The 22,175-nt window shown below is 71.8% G+C and carries 19 protein-coding genes; 7 read left to right on the forward strand and 12 right to left on the reverse strand.

Going from position 1 to position 22,175, the window contains the following annotated elements; translation table 11 throughout:
• From opcA to tkt, 5 genes are all read right to left on the reverse strand, one after another.
• On the reverse strand, nt 1–1,041 hold a 1,041-nt coding region (opcA, locus tag ACFQ3T_RS20430; protein ID WP_380724913.1), incomplete at its 3' end, for a glucose-6-phosphate dehydrogenase assembly protein OpcA.
• Entirely contained in the window at nt 1,038–2,579 is a 1,542-nt protein-coding gene (gene zwf / locus ACFQ3T_RS20435) for a glucose-6-phosphate dehydrogenase (protein WP_380724914.1), read from the reverse strand. The genes zwf and opcA, both read right to left, overlap by 4 nt.
• 73 nt (nt 2,580–2,652) lie before the next feature.
• Nucleotides 2,653–4,269 (reverse strand): glucose-6-phosphate isomerase, encoded by a 1,617-nt coding sequence (locus tag ACFQ3T_RS20440; RefSeq protein WP_380724915.1) that lies wholly within the window; start codon nt 4,267–4,269, stop codon nt 2,653–2,655.
• Between the two features lie 72 nt (nt 4,270–4,341).
• Nucleotides 4,342–5,454, reverse strand: coding sequence for a transaldolase (tal, locus tag ACFQ3T_RS20445; RefSeq protein WP_380724916.1), 1,113 nt, complete (start codon nt 5,452–5,454; stop codon nt 4,342–4,344).
• A 53-nt stretch (nt 5,455–5,507) separates the two neighbouring features.
• Entirely contained in the window at nt 5,508–7,601 is a 2,094-nt protein-coding gene (tkt, locus tag ACFQ3T_RS20450; RefSeq protein ID WP_380724917.1) for a transketolase, read from the reverse strand.
• Between the two features lie 257 nt (nt 7,602–7,858).
• Between tkt and ACFQ3T_RS20455 the strand changes: the two genes are divergently transcribed.
• Together ACFQ3T_RS20455 and ACFQ3T_RS20460 are read left to right on the forward strand one after the other, a co-directional pair.
• Entirely contained in the window at nt 7,859–8,782 is a 924-nt protein-coding gene (locus ACFQ3T_RS20455) for a heme o synthase (protein ID WP_380724918.1), read from the forward strand.
• A gap of 45 nt (nt 8,783–8,827) precedes the next feature.
• Nucleotides 8,828–9,646 carry a hypothetical protein gene (locus ACFQ3T_RS20460; protein WP_380724919.1) on the forward strand — a complete coding sequence of 273 codons (819 nt, stop codon included), beginning with the start codon at nt 8,828–8,830 and terminating at the stop codon, nt 9,644–9,646.
• On the opposite strand, the gene ACFQ3T_RS20465 is transcribed toward ACFQ3T_RS20460, so the two are convergent.
• From ACFQ3T_RS20465 to ACFQ3T_RS20475, 3 genes are read right to left on the reverse strand one after another with little or no spacing between them, the layout of a single operon-like run.
• On the reverse strand, nt 9,643–10,293 hold the full coding sequence (locus ACFQ3T_RS20465) for an HD domain-containing protein (RefSeq protein WP_380724920.1): 651 nt from the start codon (nt 10,291–10,293) through the stop codon (nt 9,643–9,645). The two genes, ACFQ3T_RS20460 and ACFQ3T_RS20465, sit on opposite strands and share 4 nt — an antisense overlap.
• Nucleotides 10,294–10,352: 59 nt before the next feature.
• Nucleotides 10,353–11,000: a hypothetical protein gene (locus tag ACFQ3T_RS20470; protein WP_380724921.1), complete on the reverse strand. Its 648-nt coding sequence runs from the start codon at nt 10,998–11,000 to the stop codon at nt 10,353–10,355.
• Nucleotides 11,001–11,006: 6 nt separating this feature from the next.
• Nucleotides 11,007–12,014, reverse strand: a complete 1,008-nt coding sequence (locus ACFQ3T_RS20475; protein WP_380724922.1) for a hypothetical protein — start codon at nt 12,012–12,014, stop codon at nt 11,007–11,009.
• A gap of 222 nt (nt 12,015–12,236) precedes the next feature.
• Here ACFQ3T_RS20475 and ACFQ3T_RS20480 point away from each other — a divergent pair, with 222 nt between their 5' ends.
• Entirely contained in the window at nt 12,237–12,827 is a 591-nt protein-coding gene (locus ACFQ3T_RS20480) for an FKBP-type peptidyl-prolyl cis-trans isomerase (RefSeq protein ID WP_380724923.1), read from the forward strand.
• 140 nt (nt 12,828–12,967) lie between these two features.
• On the opposite strand, the gene ACFQ3T_RS20485 is transcribed toward ACFQ3T_RS20480, so the two are convergent.
• Nucleotides 12,968–13,939, reverse strand: coding sequence for a quinone oxidoreductase family protein (locus ACFQ3T_RS20485; protein ID WP_380724924.1), 972 nt, complete (start codon nt 13,937–13,939; stop codon nt 12,968–12,970).
• 114 nt (nt 13,940–14,053) lie between these two features.
• Nucleotides 14,054–15,676 carry a DUF885 domain-containing protein gene (locus ACFQ3T_RS20490; RefSeq protein ID WP_380724925.1) on the reverse strand — a complete coding sequence of 541 codons (1,623 nt, stop codon included), beginning with the start codon at nt 15,674–15,676 and terminating at the stop codon, nt 14,054–14,056.
• A gap of 105 nt (nt 15,677–15,781) precedes the next feature.
• On the opposite strand from ACFQ3T_RS20490, the gene ACFQ3T_RS20495 reads away from it, so the two are divergent.
• The 3 genes from ACFQ3T_RS20495 (at nt 15,782) to ACFQ3T_RS20505 (ending at nt 17,778) form a co-directional block, all read left to right on the forward strand.
• Entirely contained in the window at nt 15,782–16,570 is a 789-nt protein-coding gene (locus ACFQ3T_RS20495; protein ID WP_380724926.1) for a nucleotidyltransferase domain-containing protein, read from the forward strand.
• Nucleotides 16,571–16,642: 72 nt separating this feature from the next.
• A complete protein-coding gene (locus ACFQ3T_RS20500) occupies nt 16,643–16,930 on the forward strand; it encodes a hypothetical protein (RefSeq protein ID WP_380724927.1) in 288 nt (95 codons plus the stop codon).
• Entirely contained in the window at nt 16,927–17,778 is an 852-nt protein-coding gene (locus ACFQ3T_RS20505; protein WP_380724928.1) for an ATP-grasp domain-containing protein, read from the forward strand. Before ACFQ3T_RS20500 ends, ACFQ3T_RS20505 begins: the two co-directional genes overlap by 4 nt.
• Nucleotides 17,779–17,912: 134 nt before the next feature.
• On the opposite strand, the gene ACFQ3T_RS20510 is transcribed toward ACFQ3T_RS20505, so the two are convergent.
• Nucleotides 17,913–19,487: a solute symporter family protein gene (locus ACFQ3T_RS20510; RefSeq protein WP_380724929.1), complete on the reverse strand. Its 1,575-nt coding sequence runs from the start codon at nt 19,485–19,487 to the stop codon at nt 17,913–17,915.
• Nucleotides 19,487–19,813 (reverse strand): DUF485 domain-containing protein, encoded by a 327-nt coding sequence (locus ACFQ3T_RS20515; protein ID WP_380724930.1) that lies wholly within the window; start codon nt 19,811–19,813, stop codon nt 19,487–19,489. The genes ACFQ3T_RS20510 and ACFQ3T_RS20515 overlap by 1 nt, the downstream gene beginning before the upstream one ends.
• Before the next feature lie 422 nt (nt 19,814–20,235).
• Here ACFQ3T_RS20515 and ACFQ3T_RS20520 point away from each other — a divergent pair.
• Nucleotides 20,236–22,175: sensor histidine kinase (locus ACFQ3T_RS20520; RefSeq protein ID WP_380724931.1), on the forward strand; the 1,940-nt coding region annotated here is incomplete at its 3' end.

Here is a 22,175-nt window from a genome sequence, read left to right on the forward strand (position 1 = left end):
CTCGGTCGAAACCGGCGCGGTCGGAACCGGCGCGGCGCCGCCGACGGACCCGGCCACCTTGGCGGCCTTCGCCGGCTTGGCGGCGGGCTTGCGCGTCGCCGCCGCGGCCTTCGGCGTGGTCCGGCCGCGCACGACCTTGCCCAGCGACCGCAACGCCGTCTCGTACACGTCGTCCGGGTCGAGCCGGCGCAGCTCCTCTGCCAGGCAGTCCCGCACCGAGCGGCGCTGCAGCGCGACCCGCCGCTCCGGCTGGCCGGGCTGCGTCAGCGCGCCGACCTTGCCGTCCGGACGGGACAGCTCGACCACACCGGACCGCCGCTCCAGCCGCACGTCCACGATGCCCTCGCCGCGCGTGGCCTTGGCCCGCTTCACCGGCACCTTCAGGCACCCGGCGAGCCACGCCGCGAGCAGGTCGGTCGACGGCGAGTCGCTCTCCCCGCTCACCTCGGCCTCGACGACCCGCTCGTAGGGCGGCAGGTCGAACGCCGACGCGAGCATCGCCCGCCACAGCGTCAGCCGCGTCCACGCCAGGTCCGTGTCGCCCGGCGTGTACGAGGTGCGCCGCTGCTCCAGCGCCCGGATCGGGTTCTTCTCCGCCGCCGCGTCGGTGATCCGGCGCTGCGCGAGCTGCCCGATGGGGTCCAGCGCGGGCACGGCGGGCGCCTCGTTCGGCCACCACGCCACCACCGGGGTGTCCGGCAGCAGCAGCGGCACGACGCACGACGCGCCCTCGTTGGCCAGCTCGCCGTACAGCCGCAGCACGATGACCTCGGACGCGCCCGCGTCACCGCCGACGCGGATCTGCGCGTCCAGCCGGGGCGCGGCCTTGCGGGCGCCCCGGGCGACCACGATCACCCGGCACGGGTGCTCGCGGCTGGCGTCGTTCGCCGCGTCGATGGCCTCCTCGGTCTTCGTGCCGTCGTCGGTCACGATGACCAGCGTCAGCACGCGGCCGAGGGTGACCGCGCCGCCTTCCTCGCGCAGCCGCACGAGCTTGCTGTTGACCTGTGACGTGGTGGTCGAGGGCAGGTCGATGATCACGGACGCCTCCAGTGCCTGCCGGTGCGGGCCAGCATCTCGTCCGCCGACGCCGGCCCCCAGGTGCCTGCCTTGTACTTCTCCGGGGCGCCGTTGGCGGCCCAGTGCGCGAGGACCGGGTCCAGGATCTCCCAGGACAGCTCGACCTCGTCGTTCTTCGGGAACAGCGACGGCTCGCCGAGCAGCACGTCCAGCAGCAGCCGCTCGTAGGCCTCGGGGGACGACTCGGTGAACGCGTGGCCGTAGCCGAAGTCCATCGTGACGTCCCGGACCTCCATGGTGTTGCCGGGCACCTTGGAGCCGAACCGGATGGTCACGCCCTCGTCCGGCTGCACCCGCACCACCAGGGCGTTCTGCCCCAGCTCCTCGGTCGCGGTGTCGTCGAACGGCAGGTGCGGCGCGCGCTTGAACACCACGGCCACCTCGGTGACGCGGCGGCCGAGCCGCTTGCCGGTGCGCAGGTAGAACGGCACGCCCGCCCAGCGGCGCGTGTTGATCTCGCACGTGATCGCGGCGTACGTCTCGGTGGTCGAGTCCTTGGCGAACCCGCCCTCCTCCAGCAGGCCGGGCACCTTCTGCCCGCCCTGCCAGCCGCCGGAGTACTGGCCGCGGGCGGTGGTCTCGTCGAACGGCCCCACGGGGCGCGTCGCCGACAGCACCTTCACCTTCTCCGCGCGCAGGTCGCTCGGCCGGAACGACACCGGCTCCTCCATCGCGGTGAGCGCGAGCAGCTGGAGCAGGTGGTTCTGGATCACGTCGCGGGCCGCGCCGATGCCGTCGTAGTAGCCGGCGCGACCGCCGAGGCCGATGTCCTCGGCCATGGTGATCTGCACGTGGTCCACGTAGTTCGCGTTCCAGATGGGCTCGTAGAGCTGGTTCGCGAAGCGCAGCGCCAGGATGTTCTGCACCGTCTCCTTGCCGAGGTAGTGGTCGATGCGGAACACCGACTCCTCGGGGAAGACGTCGTTGACGGTCTTGTTGAGCTGCCGGGCGCTGGCCAGGTCGTGGCCGAACGGCTTCTCGATGACCACGCGGCGCCACTGGCCGGGGTTGTCGGTCGGCGGCGTGGCCAGGCCCGCGCGCTTGAGCTGGTTGACGACCGTGGTGAACGCGCTGGGCGGCACCGACAGGTAGAACGCGTGGTTGCCGCCGGTGCCGCGGTCGCGGTCCAGGTCGGCGAGCGTCGTGGCGAGCGTGTCGAACGCGATGTCGTCGTCGAAGGTGCCCTGCACGAACCGGATGCCCTCGGCGAGCTGGTCCCAGACCTCCTGCCGGAACGGGGTGCGCGCGTGCTCCTTGACGGCGTCGTGCACGACCTGCATGAAGTCCTGGTCGGCCCAGTCGCGGCGGGCGAAGCCGACGAGCGCGAAGCCCGGCGGCAGCAGGCCGCGGTTGGCCAGGTCGTAGATCGCGGGCATGAGCTTCTTGCGCGACAGGTCGCCGGTCACGCCGAAGATGACCAGGCCGGACGGCCCGGCGATGCGCGGCATCCGCTTGTCCCGCGGGTCGCGCAGCGGGTTGCGCTTGGTGGGCGCGGTCATCGGACCTCCTCGCCGGACTCGTCGGGCAGTGGACCGCACGGTGCTGTGGTGAGTGGCGACCTCGCGAGCTCGGTCACGAACCGTCCTCCTGGATTGCCTCGACGAGCTGCGCGAGCCCGGCGACGCGGTCGGTCAGGTGCAGCCGCAGCACGGGCCGGCCGCGCTCGGCCAGCACCTGGCCGTCGCCCAGCGCCTGCGCGAGCTGCAACGTGCTGAGGTCGTACGGGCGGCCCGGCACCTCCAGCCGCGTCTCCGACGCCCCGGTGAGCTGGAGGAACACGCCGTTCTGGTGTCCGCCCTTGTGGTACTGGCCGGTCGAGTGCAGGAACCGGGGCCCCCACCCGAACGTGGTCTGCAGGTGTGAACGCAGCGCCAACTCCGGGCGAACCAGGGCGAACGACGCGTCGTCGATCCGGTCCAGGTACGCCTGCACGGACAGGTAGCCGTGCTCGGACGCGGCGGCGACGAGCGCCACCAGCGCCTCGGCGACCGTCTTCACGTCCGCCGGCAGCCAGCCCTCGCTCGGGTAGACCTCGATCGGGCCGTCCACGAAGGCCGGCTCGACGGACGACGGGGCCGACGCGTCGAGCAGCGACCGGGACGCCTTCTTCGCCGCCTCGACGTCCGGCTGGTCGAACGGGTTGATCTCCAGCACCCGGCTGACCAGCGCGGTCGCGTACTCCCAGACGAGGAACTGCGCGCCGAGCGTGCCCTCGACCGCGAGGGAGGACGAGCCGGTGGCCGGTCCGATCGCGACGGTCGTGGCGTCCGAGCGGGCGTCCACGAAACCGGGCGCGCCCGGACCCTCGACCACCACGGGCAGCAGGCCCGTGCCGTTCTTGCCGGTCGACTCGGCGATCAGCTGCTCGGCCCAGTCGCCGAACCCGGAGATGCCGGAGCCGGTGTCGGCGAACACGATCTTCTCGGCGCCGTGCGCGTGCGCCACGGCGAACGTGGCGGCCAGCACGACCGCCGGGTTGTCCGGCGAGTCCGCCGACACCAGCGGCGCGGCGGCGGCCGCCTCGTCGAGCAGCGTGCCGACGTCCGCGCCCGCCAGCCCCGACGGCACCAGGCCGAACGCGGTCAGCGCCGAGTACCGGCCGCCGACGTGCGGGTCGGCCAGGAACACCTTGCGGTAGCCCGCCTCCCGCGACGCCGCCTCCAGCGGGGAGCCGGGGTCGGTCACCACGACGATCCGCGACGCCGCGTCGATGCCCTCGGCCGCGAACGCCGCCTCGAAGATCCGCCGGTGGCTGTCGGTCTCGACGGTGCCGCCGGACTTCGACGACACCACCACGACGGTGCGCCGCAGGTCGCCCGCCAGCGCCTCGGCCACCTGGCCGGGGTCGGTGGTGTCGAGCACGACCAGCGGCACGCCCGCCGTGCCGGTGATCACCTCGGGCGCGAGCGACGAGCCGCCCATCCCGGCGAGGACCACGCGGTCCACGCCTTCGGCGAGCAGCTCGTCGCGCAGCGCGGTGATCTCCGGGATGAGCGGGCGGGACGTCTCGTGCAGCGTCGTCCACGCCAGGCGGATCGACGCCTCCGGTTCCGCCTCCGCGCCCCACAGCGTGGCGTCGCCTGCGGTGAGCCTGCTGGGCGCCGCGTCCCGGACCAGGTCACCGATGACGGTGTCGACCTGGTCCTGGTTCGGGGTGCGGACGATCTCCACGGAGATCACCTCGGTCATGTCTGTCCTGTTCTGCTCTCGACTTCGTCCTGGTACCGGGCCGGGCCCGGACCCTGGGCCCGGCCCTGGGGCTCAGCCCTTGGCCTGATCCAGCTGTCCGGTCACCGTCTCCAGCAGCTCGGCCCACGACTTCTCGAACTTGTCGACGCCCTCGGTCTCCAGCGCGACGAACACGTCGTCCAGGTCGATGCCGACCTCGACCAGCCCGTCGAAGACCTCCTGCGCCTGGGCCGCCTGCCCGGTCACGGTGTCGCCCACGATCTTGCCGTGATCGGCGACCGCGTGCAGCGTCTTCTCCGGCATCGTGTTGACCGTGCCGGCGACGACCAGCTCGTCGACGTACCGGGTGTCGGAGTACCTCGTGTCCTTCACGCCGGTGGACGCCCACAGTGGACGCTGCGCGCGGGCGCCGTCGGCGGCCAGCGCCTCCCAGCGCTCGCCGGCGAACGTCTCCTGGTACGCCGCGTACGCCAGCACCGCGTTGGCGATGGCGGCCTTGCCGCGCAGCCCGGCGGCGGCCGGGGTGTCCAGCGCGTCCAGCCGCTTGTCGATCTCGGTGTCCACACGGGACACGAAGAACGACGCCACGGAGTGGATCGTGCGCAGGTCGTGGCCGTTGGCCTTGGCCTGCTCCAGGCCGGCGACGAACGCCTCCATCACGTGGCGGTAGCGCTCGACGGAGAAGATCAGCGTCACGTTCACGCTGATGCCCTCGGCGAGCACCTTGGTGATCGCGGGCAGGCCCGCCACCGTGGCCGGGATCTTCACCAGCAGGTTCGGCCGGTCGACCGCCTTGGCCAGGTCGAGCGCCTCGGCGATGGTGCCCTCGGTGTCGTTGGCCAGGCGCGGGTCGACCTCGATCGACACGCGGCCGTCCACGCCGTCGGTGGCGGTGTAGATGTCGCGGAACAGGTCGCACGCGTTGCGCACGTCCGTGGTGGTGATCTCGCGGACGGCGGCGTCGGTGTCGGCGCCGCGCGCGGCCAGCTCGCGGACCTGCTCGTCGTACGACGAGCCCTTGGCCAGCGCGGCGGCGAAGATGGTCGGGTTGGTGGTGACGCCGACGACGTGCTGGTCGGCGATGAGGCCGGCCAGGTTGCCGGTGTTCAGCCGCTCGCGGGACAGGTCGTCCAGCCAGATCGACACGCCCGCGTCGCTGAGCGCGGCCAGCGGATTGGTGCTCATCTCGTCAACTCCCTGAAGAAGGTCTGGTGCGGGTCGGCGGTCGCGCGCTCGGGTCACTTGACCTTGGCCAGCGACCGGCGGGCCGCCGCGACCACGTTCTCCGTGGTGAAGCCGAACTCGCGGAACAGCGTCTGGTAGTCCGCGGACGCGCCGAAGTGCTCGATGGAGACGATCTCGCCCGCGTCGCCCGCGAACCGGTGCCACGGCTGGGCGATGCCCGCCTCGACCACGACGCGCGCCTTGACCGACGACGGCAGAACCCGCTCGCGGTACTCCTCGTCCTGCGCGTCGAACCACTCGACGCTCGGCATGGACACGACGCGGGCGGCGACGCCCTCGGCCTCGAAGACCTTGCGCGCCTCGACCGCGATCTGGAGCTCCGAGCCGGTGGCGATGAGGATCAGCTCCGGCTCGCCGTCGCCCTCCAGCACGTAACCGCCGCGGGCCACGCCCTCGGTCGCCTTCTCCTTGGTGCCCTCCAGCACCGGCAGGTTCTGGCGGGTCAGGGCGATGCCGGCCGGGCCGGTCGGGTTCTCGATCACGGCGCGCCACGCGGCGGCCGTCTCGTTCGCGTCGCCGGGGCGCAGCACGGTCAGGCCGGGGATCGCGCGCAGCGCGGCCAGGTGCTCGATCGGCTGGTGCGTCGGGCCGTCCTCGCCGAGGCCGATGGAGTCGTGCGTCCACACGTAGGTGACCGCGGACTTCATCAGCGCCGCCAGGCGGACCGCCGGGCGCATGTAGTCGCTGAACACGAGGAACGTGCCGCCGTACGGGCGGGTCGGGCCGTGCAGCGCGATGCCGTTGAGGATCGAGCCCATGGCGTGCTCGCGGACGCCGAAGTGCAGCGTGCGGCCGTACGGGTTGGCGTTCCACATCTTCGTGGAGATCGACTCGGGGCCGAACGAGTCGACGCCCTTCATCGTGGTGTTGTTCGACTCCGCGAGGTCGGCCGAGCCGCCCCACAGCTCCGGCAGCACGTCGCGCAGCGCGTTCAGCACCTCGCCGGAGGCCTTGCGGGTGGCGACGCCCTTGGCGTCGGGCTCCCACGACGGCAGCGCGTCGGCCCAGCCCTCGGGCAGGCCGCGGCCGATCAGGCGGTCCAGCAGCGCCTTGCGCTCCGGGTTGGCCTGCGCCCACGCGTCGAACGACTTCTGCCACTCGGACTTGGCGGCCTCGCCGCGCTTGATCACCGAGCGGGTGTGCTCCAGCACCTCGTCGGAGACCTCGAACGTCTGCTCCGGGTCGAAGCCGAGGATGCGCTTGACCTCGGCGACCTCGTCCGCGCCCAGGGCCGCGCCGTGCGCCGCGCCGGTGTTCTGCTTGTTCGGCGCGGGGAAGCCGATGATCGTGCGCAGCAGGATGAACGACGGGCGCTCGGTCTCCGCCTTGGCGTTCTCCAGGGCCTCGATGATGCCCTGGACGTTCTCGCCGCCCTCGACGACCTGCACGTGCCAGCCGTAGGCCTCGTACCGCTTCGCGGTGTCCTCGGACAGGGCGATCGTGGTGTCGTCCTCGATCGAGATCTTGTTGTCGTCGTAGATGACGGTCAGGTTGCCCAGCTTCTGGGTGCCCGCCAGGGACGACGCCTCGGACGTCACGCCCTCCTCGATGTCGCCGTCGGAGGCGATCACGAAGATGTGGTGGTCGAACGGGCTCTCGCCGAGCGGGGCGTCCGGGTCGAACAGGCCGCGCTCGCGGCGCGCGCCCATCGCCATGCCGACCGCGGAGGCGAGGCCCTGGCCCAGCGGGCCGGTGGTGATCTCGACGCCCCGGGTGTGCCGGTGCTCCGGGTGGCCGGGGGTCTGGGAACCCCACGTGCGCAGCGCCTTGAGGTCGTCCAGCTCCAGGCCGTAGCCGTTGAGGAACAGCTGGACGTAGAGGGTGAGGCTCGAGTGGCCCGCGCTGAGCACGAACCGGTCGCGGCCGATCCAGTCGGCGTCGGCCGGGTCGTGGCGCATCACGCGCTGGAACAGCGTGTAGGCCAGCGGCGCGAGGCTCATCGCGGTGCCGGGGTGGCCGTTGCCGACCTTCTGCACGGCGTCCGCGGCCAGCACGCGCGCGGTGTCGACCGCCCGCCGGTCGAGGTCGGTCCAGTCTTCGGGCAGGTGGGCTTCGGTCAACCGGGCGATGTCATCGGTGACGGACACTGACTTCCAGCTCCAAACTCACTAGGCGGCGGTTGTGACGGCCGGCGGTGAACTTAATCGATCCCGTCAGGCCCGATCCGCGGCTCCCAAGGTCCGCCGACCAGCCTAGTCCGACGAAGGGAGACTCGTGCCACCTGCGCTCTGTGGGTGTACGCACAGGTGTCCTCGGTGCGTTCAGGGAGTACCCGAACGGGCTGCTCGGACACGCCGCGGCTACGATCTGCGCACACCCCTGACCTGACGAGGAGCGCGACGCGATGAGTGCCGTCACCGAGGCTCCGGCGCGGTCGCCCCGACAGGTCGTCGGCGCGTACGTCGCGCTGACCAAGCCCCGGGTGATCGAGCTGCTGCTGATCACCACCATCCCGGCGATGCTGCTGGCCGCCCGCGGCCTGCCGCCGCTGTGGCTGATCGCGTGCACGCTGGCGGGCGGCACCCTGGCGGCGGGCTCGGCGAACGCGCTGAACTGCTACGTCGACGCCGACATCGACTCGGTCATGAAGCGCACCAGCGCCCGGCCGCTGGCGAAGGACTCCATCCCGCCGCGCAACGCGCTGATCTTCGGCATCGTCCTCGGCGTGGTGTCGTTCGGGTTCCTGTGGCTGACCACGAACCTGATCTCGGCCGTGTTCGCGGTGGCCACGATCCTGTTCTACATCTTCGTCTACACCCTGGTCCTCAAGCGCCGGACCTCGCAGAACATCATCTGGGGCGGCATGGCCGGCTGCATGCCGGTGATCATCGGCTGGTCGTCGGTGACCGGCACGGTGGCGTGGCCCGCCCTGGTGATGTTCGGCGTGATCTTCTTCTGGACGCCGCCGCACACGTGGGCGCTCGCGATGAAGTTCAAGGAGGACTACGCGCGGGCCGGCGTGCCGATGCTGCCGGTGGTGGCGACCGCCCAGCAGGTCACGCGGCAGATCGTCATCTACTCGTGGATCACGGTGGTGTGCACCCTGCTGCTCGCGCCGGTGACGTCGTGGATCTACGTCGCGGTGGCGGCGGCGTCCGGCATCTGGTTCGCGGTGTTCGCCCACCGGCTGCACGGGGTCGTGCGCCGCGGCGGTTCGACGAACACCATGAAGTTCTTCCACCTGTCGAACCTGTACCTGATGCTCGTCTTCTGCGGCCTCGCCGTGGACGCCGTGGTCGGGCTGCCGGTGCTCGGCTGGCCGTTCTGAGCTTGATGCACTTTCCGCATATTTGCGGATAGCTAGCCTGATCACATGTCCGTGCAGGGGGATGGGACACCGCCCGACCGGGGGTCCTTCGACAAGGCGACGGTCGACCGCTGGCAGGTCTTCGGCGGGATGGCCGGCGTGGCCGCGTTGCTGTTGTCCGTGGTGGGCGGGATCAAGGACCAGGTGCCGTTGTCCCTGGTCGCCGCCGGTGTCGTCACCCTGGTGGGTGTCTGGCTGCTGTACCGCTGGGGCAGTCGCCCTCAGCAGCACCTGACCAAGCACTTCGTGGTCCCGGTGTTGCTGACCGTGGTGGGTGCGGCGACGGCGGGCCTGCTCGGGGGCCTGGAACTGCGCCCCACCCCGGGCACCGCCCAGCCCGGGGCAACGACGACGACCACCACCACGCCGACCGTCGCGGCACAGGCCGAGACCGACCCCTCGACCACCACCCCCGCCGCGGCCCCGACGTCCACCACCGTCCAAGCCCCGCCCGCCGCGGGCCGGCTCCGCGCCGGCGAGGTGACCCTCAACTACGAGTACACCATCGACCTGGACTCGACCACCGAGGAGAACGGCGGTGTCGCCGCCAAGACGTCGCAGCGGACCGACCTGAAGTACGAGGGCGGGTTGCGCGCCGCGTCCATCGTCCTGGTCAAGGAGAAGCTCGCCGAGGCGCCGCCCACTCACCAGGAGTGCGCGGCCGCCACGGCCGTGGACGACTACATCAACAGCGACATGGTGGGCGAGGGGGCGTCCTTCTGCGTGAAGACGACGGAGGGCCGCTGGGCGGGCTTCGTCGTGGTGGACGTCGATTCCTACCGCTGGGTCAAGTTCGACCTGGTCGTCTGGGAGAAGCCGGCCTAGGACACCGCGGACAGCAGTTCGTTCACCGTCGGGTCGTCCAGCGACTCCACGATGCACGACCACAGCTCCAGGTTCGCCGTGGCCCACCGCGAGTACGTGGCCGCCGCCTCCGGGTCGTAGAAGTAGTAGCCCGCGTCGTGCTTGTCGCGCTGCTCGCCGACGATCTTGTGCGCCAGCTCGCGCAGCGTGATCCCGTTCTCCGCGAGGTACTTGGGCGCGAGCACCACCGGCGTCACCGGCAGCGCCTTGAACAGGGTGTCCGCGTCGGACAGGGCCTGCGCCTCCCGCGAGATGTCGCGGTGCCGGGTGCGCATCTCGGCCTCCTCCACGACCTCGTCCACCCGCGCCGCGACGTCGTCCGGCACGCCCGCGCGCGCCAGGATGTCCAGCCGCAGCCACCGGCCGTCGACGGGCAGCGAGTTGCGCCGGACCATGTAGTTGACGTCGTGGACCAGCGCGGCCACCTCGACCAGCGGCACGTCGGAGCCGTTCCGCCGGGCGAAGTGGACCGCCTTGTCTCGCACGAAGCTGACGTGGTGCCAGCCGTGGAACTGGAGCCGCGCGGCCAGGTCGCGGCACAGCCGCCCCACCTCGCGCTCCACCTCGGAGATCGCCTGCGCCGTGACGGCGCGCGTGACAGTACTCATTGGACCCTCCCGTTCCGGGTGGGCCGATGGTAGGCGCGCGCCGTGATCGTTGGCGCTCGTCAGAGGTTGTTCGTCAGGACCTCCAACCTCGCCTCGACCGGCACGTGCCGGTGGCTGGTCCGGGTGTCGGGGTCGTAGCTCAGGCTCCACGGGCGGACCGCGCGGGACTTCACCAGGAACGTCATGGTGTCGTCCGCCGCCTTCGGGATGCGGTGGAACTCGTGCGCCAGCATCGTCCCCGAGGCGCCCTCGCGGGCCTCGGCGCTGCGCAGCAGGGCGGTGGACAGGATCGCCCGACCGTCGTCCGCCACGTCCGCCGTGAAGCGTTCGTGCAGGTAGGAGCCCGACAGGATGATGGTGCAGAAGTGGTAGCGGTGGTTGTGGATCGAGTCGGCGTACCCCGCGCGCCAGTCGCGCTGCGGCTTGTACTCGTGCAGCCAGAACGTGAACGGCTCGGCCGGCTCGTCGCGCAGGCACCACGCGAAGTGGGTCGTCGTCTCGCGGGATCTCGCCGCCAGGCGCATCTCCTCCCGCGGCGAGAGGGAGCGCAGGTGCCCGCGCAGCCTCTCCCGCAGGCCGGGTCGGCCCGCCCACTCCCGGAACCGCCTCTCGACGTGGTCCCAGTGGTCGACGACAGGGGGGTCGGCCACGGTGATCAGCGTGGCGAGTTCCGCGAGCGCGGAGAACCCGGTGGACTCGGTCAGCACGACTTATCAGCTCCCCAACTGAGCGGAGGCGGAGAATTCTCTCCGGAATCGGTGGAACTTCTCCTCCAGCGACCGGAACCCGTCCTCGGTGAGCGCGGTCCCGGTGATCTTCTCGAACAGGGCGAGGAAATCCGCCCGGCTGGTGCCCGGTGTGATGACGACGTGGAGCCCTGCCTTGGAATTGCTGATGCGCAGGAACTCGGCGCGTTCCATCCCGTAGATGAACGAGCCCTCGGAGAACCGCACCGTGCGCGGGTACAGGCGGATCACGCCCGCGCTGGTGTTGCTGTAGAGGGTGAGCCACACGCTGTCGTCGAACAGCTCCAACCGGTCGAGCGGCGGGTCGGACACGATCGTCAGGTCGATCCGCGAGCAGCGGCCGCGGGCCAGGAACAGGCCCACCAGCCCGATGGAGATCTGCTCGCGCAGCTTCGCCACGATCGAGTCGTAGTCGCCGTCCGCGCCTTCGTTGCGCAGCAGGTACCGGGCCCGCCCGCTGATCGCGTCACCGTCCCGCGGGTCGGCCAGGACGGCCTTGAGCTCGCACTCCGACTGGGACAGCAGCAGCCGGCAGGCCGCGTACCGCCCCGCGAAGCCGCGGAACACGTACAGCCGGGTGCGTTCGAGGTCCTGCATCATGACCTGGTTGAACGCCGGGTCCGGCTTGGCGGTCGGCTCGAACACGTGGCTGGGGAAGAACTCGCGGTCGAGCGCCCGGTACTCGGCGGTGAGGTCGCGCAACGCCTTGCGGCTCTCCTCCACGACCGGGGTGACGAGCGCCCGGTGCGCGGCGGAACTGGTGATCACGGTCTGCCAGAACCCGACCACGGCCGAGATCAACGTGCCGGTGCCCGCCGCCGTCAGGAACGCGCGGGCGGCACCTTGATCCATTGTGCTGGAAATGGCCAGGCAGCCGCCGGAAGTGACGACCAGGGTCAGCAGTAGCAGCCCGGTCCTGGTCCAGAACAATTCCTGTAACAGGTTGCTGCGGACGCCATCCGGCTCCGCGGACACGGGGTCACCTCCTTGGTGGGCACTCGATCGGACGAATGCTGTAGGTATCCGATCAAGTGCGCGGAGTCACTGTACGCGCGAGTACGCAATGGCGGAAGCGGTAATTAGTGGCACATTTGCGGATAGTTTTGAAGATCGAAGACAGCGCACGGTGATCGCCGTTGGGCCTGCTGGTGGGGCCTGCGGCAGGGCGCGCGGGGCTGAACCCTAAGCTCGGCAACCATGCGTACTGTCGGCCGTACGGCCCTGGCCCTCGTGTCCCTGTTGTCCGCCGGTCTGGCGCTGACCGCGTGCACCGCTAGCGACCGGCCGTCCACCCTCACCAACACCCCGACCGCGACCGCCGCCCAGCCGGAGGAGCAGCAGCCGACCCAGGCCGAGCTGCCCGAGCCGAGCGGTCCGCCGTGCGCGCCGGAGCAGTACCAGGTGACGGGCGCGGCGGGGGAGAAGCCGGCGATCACCGTCCCGACCGGCTGCACGCCGCAGGACGGCTTGGTCGTCAAGGACCTCACCCCGGGCACCGGCCCCGAGATCAAGTCGGGCTCCACCGCCCAGCTCCACTACGTGCTGGCGACGTTCCGCGACCAGCAGACCCGTGAGGCGTCCTGGGACCGCGGCCAGCCGTTCGAGCTGAAGAACATCGGCCAGGCCAGCGTGATCCAGGGCTGGAACGAGGGCCTGATCGGTCTGAAGGAGGGCGGCCGGCGGCTGCTCGTCGTGCCGTCGGACAAGGGTTACCCGAACGGTCAGGGCGCGATCCAGCCCGGCGAGACGCTGATCTTCGTGGTCGACGCGGTCAAGGTCGAGGGCTGACCCCGCGCCTCCCCTCTCCACCCGCGAAGGGCGGTCCCGCGCCGGGACCGCCCTTCCCCCTGTCCGGACCGCGGTCTCACCGGGGCTCACGAGAGGTCGTTCAGCGGGTGCCGTTCAGGGACGTCGTTCAGGGACGTCGTTCAGGGGATGAGCAGCAGCTTGCCGGTCGTGCGGCGGCCTTCCAGGTCCTCGTGCGCCCGCCGCGCCTCGGCCAGCGGGTAGCGCCCGCCGACCCGCACGGTCAGCGACCCGTCCGCCACGGCCGCGAACAGCTCGCCCGCCCGCCACTCCAGCTCCTCGCGCGTGGCGACGTGCGCGCCCAGCGACGGCCGGGTCAGGAACACCGAGCCGGCGTGGTTGAGCCGCATCGGGTCCACCGGCGGCACCGGGCCGCTCGACCCGCCGAACAGCGCCAGCACACCGCGCGGCCGCAGGCTGGCCAGGCTCCCGTCGAACGTCGTCGCGCCCACGCCGTCGTACACGGCCGCGACGCCCTCGCCGCCGGTCAGCTCCCGCACCTCGGGCGCGAAGTCCACCAGGTCGTACCGGATCACCTCGTCGGCGCCCGCCGCACGGGCCAGCTCCTCCTTCGCCGCGGTGGACACCGTGCCGATCACCCGCGCCCCGCGTGCCTTCGCCAGCTGCACGAGCAGCAGCCCCACACCGCCGGCGGCGGCGTGGACGAGCACCGTGTCGCCCTCCCGCACCGGGTACGTCGACGCGATCAGGTAGTGCGCGGTGAGGCCCTGCAGCAGCAACGCGCCCGCCGTCTCGTCGTCCACGCCGTCCGGCACCGGCACCGCGTCCCGCGCCGTCACCACGGCCTGCTCGGCGTAGCTGCCGATCGACTGCGCCCACGCCACCCGGTCGCCCACCGCGAACCCCGTCACGTCCGGGCCGACCGCGCTCACCCGGCCGGTGCCCTCCAGCCCCGGCCCGAACGGCAGGGGCAGCGGGTAGCGGCCCTCGCGGTGGTAGCAGTCGATGAAGTTCACCCCGGCCGCGGCCACGTCCACCAGCAGTTCGCCGGCGCCGGGCGACTTCGCCTCGACGTCGGTGAACTCCAGCGCCTCCGGGCCGCCGGTCGTGCGCACCACCACTGCCTTGGGCATGTCGTCGTCCTCCTGTAGCGATGTCCGTACGTCCTCTTGAGATGGTCGTACGTCAGTACGCCAACCGCCGCGGCGGCCGTCCTGTTCCGCGGTCCGGCCGCCGCGCCCGCGTTCTCACCTGCCGAGAACGACCCGCCGCGCCAGGCCGAGCGGCAGCGCGCCCGCACCGGCGATGGTGTCGTGGAAGTCCCGGAGCGACCCGGTGTGCTCGGACCGGATGCGCTCGATCTCCAGCGCGCCGGTCAGGTACGACGGCGCCTGCGTCGGCCACGCGCAGTACCGGCTGACCTCGCCGGCCGCCGTGCCCGGCGTCAGGGACGCCTTGGTGGTCATGAACTCCTCGGCCTCCGCGACGCTCATGTCGCCGCAGTGCAGCGCGGTGTCCACGATCATCCGCGCCGCGCGGAACAGCCGCGCCTCGACGTGCGCCAGCTCCTGCGCGCGCGCCTTGGCCGCGTCGCCGACGACCTCGGCGGTGAAGTAGCCCTGCTCCCGCAGCAGCTTCTCCGCGTACAGCGCCCAGCCCTCGGAGAAGTACGGCGTGCGGAACACCTTGCGCACCGGGCGGTCCTGCGCGGCCAGCCACGACAGGTGCCAGTGGTGGCCGGGGTACGCCTCGTGGACGGCGATCGTGGCCAGCTGGGCGCGGGAGTTCGTGCGCAGCCGCTGGGCGGTCTGCTCGGCGGTGAACCCGTCCGGCGGGAACGGCACGAAGAAGTGGCCCGTCCGCTGGTCCGTCAACGGCGGCGGCGCCATGTACGACGCCACCGACAGGACCGGGCGCTGGAACGTCGGCGACGGCACCACCCGGCACTCCTCGCCCTCGGCGAACGTCACCAGGCCGTGCTCCGCCAGGAACGCCCGCGCCCGCCGCGTCTCCGCCTCGTACTCGGCGCGCATCGCCTCCGGCGTCGGCGGGTGGTCGTCCTGGAACCCGGCCATCACCGCGTGCCAGTCGGCGGAACCGGCCAGCTCGCGCATCTCCGCGTCCAGCTCGGCGTAGGCCGCCTGCCCGCGCCGGTGCAGCTCCTCCGCGCCGTAGCCGAGGACTTCCTGCTCCCGCAGCAGCGCCGAGTACAGCCGCTCGCCCATCCGCCAGTCGCCGGCGGCGCGCTCCGCGAACTCGTCCAGGAACACGGCCAGCTCGTCGAACGCCTTCGCGGCCGGTTCCGCGGCCTCGGCCACCTCCGCGCGCAGCGCCGGGTCGGACACCTCGGCGGGCAGGGTGGCGGTGAGGAACGCCCGGCCCGTGCGGGCCTGGTCGGCGGCCCGTCGCACGATCTTCGGCGCGGCCAGCGCCGGGTCGAGGTTGGCGCGGCACGCGGCCAGCACCGACGGCACCTCGGCCAGCCGCTTCACCACCGTCGCGACCAGCTCCGGCTCCGGCCGCAGCCGGTTGAGGAACGCGCTGAACAACGGGTACAGCACCGCGGCGGTGTACACCGACGGGTCGCGCCGCCAGGCGGGCCACGTGGCCGAGGCCCGAACCCCGCGCAGCACGGCGACGACCAGGTCCCGGTCCACCGACGCCTGGAGGTCGGCGGTCTCGATCGCGGTGAAGCGGTCGAGCCACGCGCCCGCGGCGCGCTCGTACTCGGTGAACGCCGACGCGCTGAAGTCGCCGAGGGTGTGGTCGTGGGCGAGGGAGCCGAGCATCGCGGCCGTGCCCGGTCGGTGGTCGAAGTGCCACGCGAGGAACTGTTCGACCTGGTGGGTGAGGTTCGTGGGGTCGGTCACGACCACGGAAGCTACCCGCTGCCGGCGAGCGCGCGCCGGCACAAATCCGGTGGGCAATTGCCCGTTGACGCTTTACCTTTTCGGCGTCAGCCGAGAGGAATCGCCGTGAACCACGACAGCCCCGAATTCGCCGAGATCGCCCGGCGGGCCACGATCCTGCGCACCCAGGTGGGCTCGGGCCTGCACGGCACCGCCATCGACGGCACCGACGACCGCGACGAGATGGGCGTGTGCGTCGAACCGCCGGAGTTCGTCATCGGGCTGCGCCGCTTCGAGCAGTACATCCACCGCACCGCCGAGGAGCGCACGGGCGTGCGGAACACCCCGTCCGGCCCCGGTGACCTCGACCTCGTCGTGTACTCGTTGCGCAAGTGGCTGCGCCTGGCGTTGCAGGGCAACCCGACCGTGCTGCTGCCGCTGTTCGCGCCCGACCACGAGGTCGTCACGATCACCGACCTGGGGCGCGACCTGCGCGACAACGCGGACATGATCGTGTCGCGGCTGGCCGGGCGGCGGTTCGTCGGCTACCTGCACAGCCAGCGCCGGCGCATGGTGGACGGCACGGTCGCGCGGCGGGTCAACCGGCCCGAGCTGGTGGCGCGGCACGGCTTCGACACGAAGTTCGCCTCGCACATGGTGCGGCTGGGCGTGCAGGGCGTCGAGCTGCTGGAGACCGGCCGGATCACGCTGCCGATGCCCGAGCCGTGGCTGACGTGGATCCGCGACCTGCGCCAGGGGCGGCACACGCGGCAGGAGGCGCTGGACGCGGCCGAGTCGCTCGAGGCACGGCTGGAGGAGCTGATCACCAGCTCCCACCTGCCCGAGCGCCCGGACCACGCGCGAGCCGACAAGTGGCTGGTCGACGCCTACGAGTCGGTGTGGGCGGCGGCCTGACCGCGGGCCGTGAGAGCGGTCACGTGCCGGTCACGTGCGCGGAAGTTACCGGCAGGTTCTAGTCTGGCGGGCGTGGCAGACGACAAGAAGATCGGTCGCGCGGTGAAGACGGCGACGGCGTTCGTGGCCGCGCACGGCAAGCCGGCCCGTGCCGTCGTGGAGAACGTCGGGCGGGCCGGCGCGCGGGTCGTGCTGGTCGGCGACGACGGCGCGATGGGCGACGTGGTGCTGCCGGACGCCGCGTCGGCGGAGGCGCTGATCGCGGCCGTCCCGGACCTGGAGGCCCACGAGTGGGACCGGGAGACGACGGCCGCGGTGAAGATCGGCCCGGCGCACCGCCGCAGGATGGCCGGCAGGTGAAGGTCGTCTTCGCCACCTGCGCGGCGCTGCCCGCCGGTGACGGCGACGACGACGCGCTGGTCGACGCCCTCGCCGACGTCGGCGTGCACGCGTCCTGGGCGGAGTGGGGCACGCCGGTCGACGGCGACCTCGTCGTGCTGCGGTCCACCTGGGACTACCCCGAGCGCCTCGCCGAGTTCCTGGCGTGGTGCGAGGGGGAGCCGCGGCTGGTGAACCCGGCGTCGGTGGTCCGGTGGAACACCGACAAGACGTACCTGGTCGAGCTCGCCGACGTCGGCGTGCCCGTCGTGCCGACGGCGGTGGCGGAGCCCGGCTTCGCGGACTGGCCGGACGGCGAGTTCGTGGTGAAGCCGACCGTCGGCGCCGGGTCCCGGGGCGCGTTGCGCGTCGCCGCGGGAGACCACGCGACCGCCGCCGCGCACCTCGACGCGCTCGGCGGGCCCGCGCTCGTGCAGCCGTACCAGTCCACTGTGGACTCGGCGGGCGAGACGGCGGTGGTGTTCCTCGGCGGGCGGTTCTCGCACGCGTTCACCAAGGGCGCCATGCTCACGCCGGACGCCCACTACGACGAGTCCGGCCTGTACGTCGTGGAACGCCTGTCCGGCGCGTCGCCGTCGCCCGCGCAGCGCCGCGTCGCCGAGGACGTCGTGGACGCCGCCGCGGAGCTGACCGGCCTGCGCCGCGACGAGTTCCTGTACGCGCGGGTCGACCTCGTGCCGGGCGACGACGGCTCGCCGCTGCTGCTGGAGCTGGAGCTGGTCGAGCCGTCGCTGGGCTTCCGCCAGACCGACGCCGCCGCGCCCCACCGGTTCGCCTCGGCGGTGCGGGCGGCCCTGGCCCACCGGTAGTCCGCGGCCCCACCGGAACGCGCCGAACAACGCTGAACAACCCGGAACACGCGGAACAACGTCGAACACCCCGAACAACGCCGAACGCCGGAGTGCGCGAGCACCCCGGCGTTCCGCGTTGTCAGGTCAGCGGTTCACCTCAGACCGGACCCGATGCCGGTCAGCGAGCGGACCTCCATCTCGGCCTGCTTGACCGGGTCCGGCTTCTCCTTGCTCAGCACCGTGCCCAGGTAGCCGCACAGGAACGAGAACGGGATCGACACCAGACCGGGGTTGCTGAGCGGGAACCAGGCGAAGTCCACGTCCGGGAAGATCGAGGACTTGGCGCCCGACACGGCGGGGGAGAAGGCGAGCAGGACGATGCACGACCCGAGCCCGCCGTAGATCGCCCACAGCGTCCCCGGCGTGTTGAACCGCTTCCAGAACATCGTGTAGATGATCGTGGAGAGGTTCGCCGACGCCGCCAGCGCGAACGCCAGTGCCACCAGGAACGCCACGTTCTGCCCGTTGGCCGCGATGCCGCCCGCGATCGCCAGCAGCCCGACGGCGACCGCCGTGAGCCGCGCGACCTTCACCTCGGACCGCGGGTCGGCCTGACCGCGCTTGATCACGTTGGCGTACACGTCGTGCGCGAACGACGCCGACGCCGTCAGCGTCAGACCGGCCACCACGGCCAGGATCGTCGCGAACGCCACCGCGCTCACCACGCCGAGCAGCACCGCGCCGCCCACCTCGTACGCCAGCAGCGGCGCGGCGGAGTTCTCGCCGCCCGGCGCCGACGTGATGTCCTTGGCGCCGACCAGCGCCAGCGCGCCGAACCCGATGACCAGCGTGCACAGGTAGAACGTCGCCATCATCCACGTCGCCCACACCACCGAGCGCCGCGCCTCGCGGGCGTTCGGCACGGTGTAGAACCGCATCAGCACGTGCGGCAGCGAGGCCGTGCCGAGCACCAGGGCCAGCGCCAGCGACAGGAAGTCGAGCCGGCTCGTCGGCGTGCCGCCGTACCGGACGCCCGGCTCCAGCACCTCCGGCCCGAGCGGCGTGTTCCGCGACGCCGTCTCCAGGATCGCGGACAGGCTGAAGCCGAACTTGCCCAGCAGGAACACCGTCAGCAGGGTCACGCACATGATCAGGAAGACGGCCTTGATGATCTGCACCCACGTGGTGCCCTTCATGCCGCCCATCAGCACGTACAGCACCATGACGATGCCCACCACGGCGATGATCACGGCCTGGCCGGCCTTGCTGTGCACGTCCAGCAGCAGCGCCATCAGCGCGCCCGCGCCCGCCATCTGCGCGATCATGTAGAACAGCGAGATCACCAGGGTGACGTTGGCGGCCGCCGCGCGCACGGGCCGCTGCCGCATCCGGAACGCCAGCACGTCGCCGAGCGTGAACCGGCCGGTGTTGCGCAGCCGCTCCGAGATGATCATCAGGCCGAGCAGCCAGGACACCACCCAGCCGATGGAGTACAGGAAGCCGTCGTAGCCGTTGACCGCGATGCTGCCGGAGATGCCGAGGAACGACGCGGCCGACAGGAAGTCGCCCGACAGCGCGATGCCGTTCTGCGGTCCGCTGAAGCTGCTGCCCGCCGCGTAGTAGTCGGACGCGGTGGCGTTGCGGCTGCCCGCGCGGTACACGATGTAGAGGGTGATCAACACGAAGACGCCGAAGACGCCGAGGTTGATCGCGGTGTTGCCGCCCATCAGTCCTGGTCCTCCGCGGTGAGCGAGCGGACCGCGTCGACCTGGGGGTCGAGCTTGCGCCGCGCGTAGCGCGCGTAGCCAAGCGTCAGCGCGATCGTGGTGACGAACTGGAGCAGCCCGAACAGCAGCCCGATGTTGAGCACCCCGACCACCGGCGTGCCCATGAAGTCGGGCGCGTACGCCGACAGCGCGACGTATCCCAGGTACCACAGCAGGAACCCGCACGTGGCGGGCACCACGAAGATCGTGATCCGCCGGCGCAGCTCGCGGAAATCCGCGCTCGCCTGGAGCGCGACGAAGTCGGGATCGCCCGCATCGTCGATCAACAGGGGTGACCCCGGATCGTCGAAAGTGGCGAAGCCACGCCCGCCGCGGGCGGCGGACCTCGAATCCGTCGGAGGCAGGATCGCCTTCGTCATCAATCCTCCACGGGGATTTGCCGCGCCACGCACGCGGATGCGCGGGCCGGCGGCGAGCGCCCAGCGTAACCGCGCTTGGCCACCAGTCAACGGTGTGTCCGGCGGTACGTCGTCCGTGCTGATCAACCGCGCGCCGGCGTGACGTCTCGATTGGGATCTGAAACTGTTTCGATCGTCACGCTGCGCCGATCGGATGAGGACCGACCGCAAGGTCGTTGTCCCACGCCTGTCCACCACCTACTATCGCGCAGCAGCATCCGCCGCCTGTCGTCATTAAGCGTCGGCGTCGTACAACTCGAAACAACTACGGACTTTCCGGGGCTTGTCTGGTGACTGGCGACAACAACGGGCGCGTGCAGTGGTGGAGCGCCGTCGCGGACTGGCGGAATTGGCGCCTTCCGGTCAAGCTCGCCGCCGTGCTCGCGGTGCCGGTCCTCGTGGCCGTCGGCGCGGGCGTGGTGCAGATCCGCGGGTACGTCAAGAGCGCGGACAACTACGCCTCGATGCAGCGGCTCGTGACGCTGCGCGCCGGCCTCGACCCGCTGATCGCGAGCGTGCAGGCCGAGCGCGCGAAGGCGGCGCAGCGCCCCGAGGGGGCCGGCCTGCCGCCGGCCGAGTTCCAGAACCTGGTCCGCGGCACCGACACGGCGGCCGCCGGCGTGCGGAACCTGATGGAGCGCACCACGACGCTCGGCGAGGTCGCCAACGCCCGGTTCCGCGACGTGATCGTCCAGCTCGACGGCCTGCCGCAGCTGCGCGAGCGCGTGCTGTCCGGCAGCGTCGACCTGGAGGGCGGCATCGGCGGCTACACCGTCGTGCTGCGCGCCCTGATGGACTTCGACCTGGCGATGGTCGGCGACTTCGGCGACCCGGCGCTGTCCGGCACCGCCACCGCGCTGCACAACCTCGCCATGGCGGGGGAGCAGGTGTCGTGGCAGCACGCCACCGTCCTCGCCGGCATCAGCCGCGGCAGGCTGCTGGAGAGCGAGGACACCGCGCTGGAGCAGTCGTACACCCGCCAGCAGGACAAGCTGGCCGACTTCTCCGCCGTCGCCACGCCGCAGCAGCAGGCCGACTACCGCAGCACCGTCGCGGGCCAGGAGGTCGACCTCCGCAACAGCCTGTTCCAGCAGATCCGCACCAACGCGGGCGCGGTCCGGTCCCTGGTCCAGGCCGACGCGTGGAACAGCGGCTCCGAGGCCACCAGCAAGCAGATCGGCGTCGTGCTGCGGTCGCTGGAGAACCAGCTGTCCGCGTCCGCGGCGCGGTTGCAGGACACCACCAGCGACCGGGCGGGCGCGGCGGCCGTGATCCTGCTGGCGTCGCTGTTCGCCGCCGCCGCCGTCGGCTACGTCGTCGGCAGCTACCTGCTGCGGTCGCTGCGCGCCCTGCGCACCGCCGCCCTCGACGTCGCCGAGCACCGCTTGCCGACCCTGGTGGCGCAGCTGCGGGAGAACGCCGCGCACGACGTGACCGTGGAGCCCGTTCCCGTGCACACCAAGGAAGAGCTGGGCCAGGTGGCGCGCGCGTTCGACGCCGTGCACCGGCAGGCCGTCAGCTCCGCGGCCGAGCAGGCCGACCTGCGCACCGGCATGCGCAACGCGTTCATCAACCTGTCCCGCCGCAGCCAGGGCCTGGTGGAGCGGCAGCTCAAGCTCATGGAGGAGCTGGAGCGGCAGGAGGAGAACCCCGAGCAGCTGGCGAACCTGTTCAAGCTGGACAACCTCGCCACCCGGATGCGCCGCAACAACGAGAACCTGATGGTGCTCTCCGGCAGCGACGTGGCCCGCCGCTTCACCCGCCCCGTGCCGCTGGGCGACGTGCTGCGCGCCGCCGCGTCCGAGATCGAGCAGTACCAGCGGGTCGTCGTGCAGACCACCCCGGCGGTCGAGGTCGTCGGCTACGCGGCGGGCGACCTGGTCCGCCTGGTCGCCGAGCTGCTGGACAACGCGACCACGTTCTCGCCGCCGCGCACCCAGGTCGTCGTCGGCGGCCGGCCGCGCCCCGGCGGCGGCGTGCTGATCGACGTGGTCGACCTCGGCGTCGGCATGTCGGAGGAGGACCTGGCGCAGGCCAACCGCCGGATCACGCTGGCCGCGTCGGAGGACTCGGGCGAGCTGCCGGTGTCCCGCCAGCTGGGCCTGTACGTGGTCGGCCGGCTCGCCGGGCGGCACGGCATCGACGTGTCGCTGCGCGAGCAGGGCGACGGGCTGCGCGCGGTCGTCGGGCTGCCCGCCGAGCTGGTCCGCGCGGTCGGCCCGCTGTCCGC

The organism is Saccharothrix hoggarensis, from assembly GCF_042678885.1.
Lineage (GTDB): Bacteria > Actinomycetota > Actinomycetes > Mycobacteriales > Pseudonocardiaceae > Actinosynnema > Actinosynnema hoggarensis.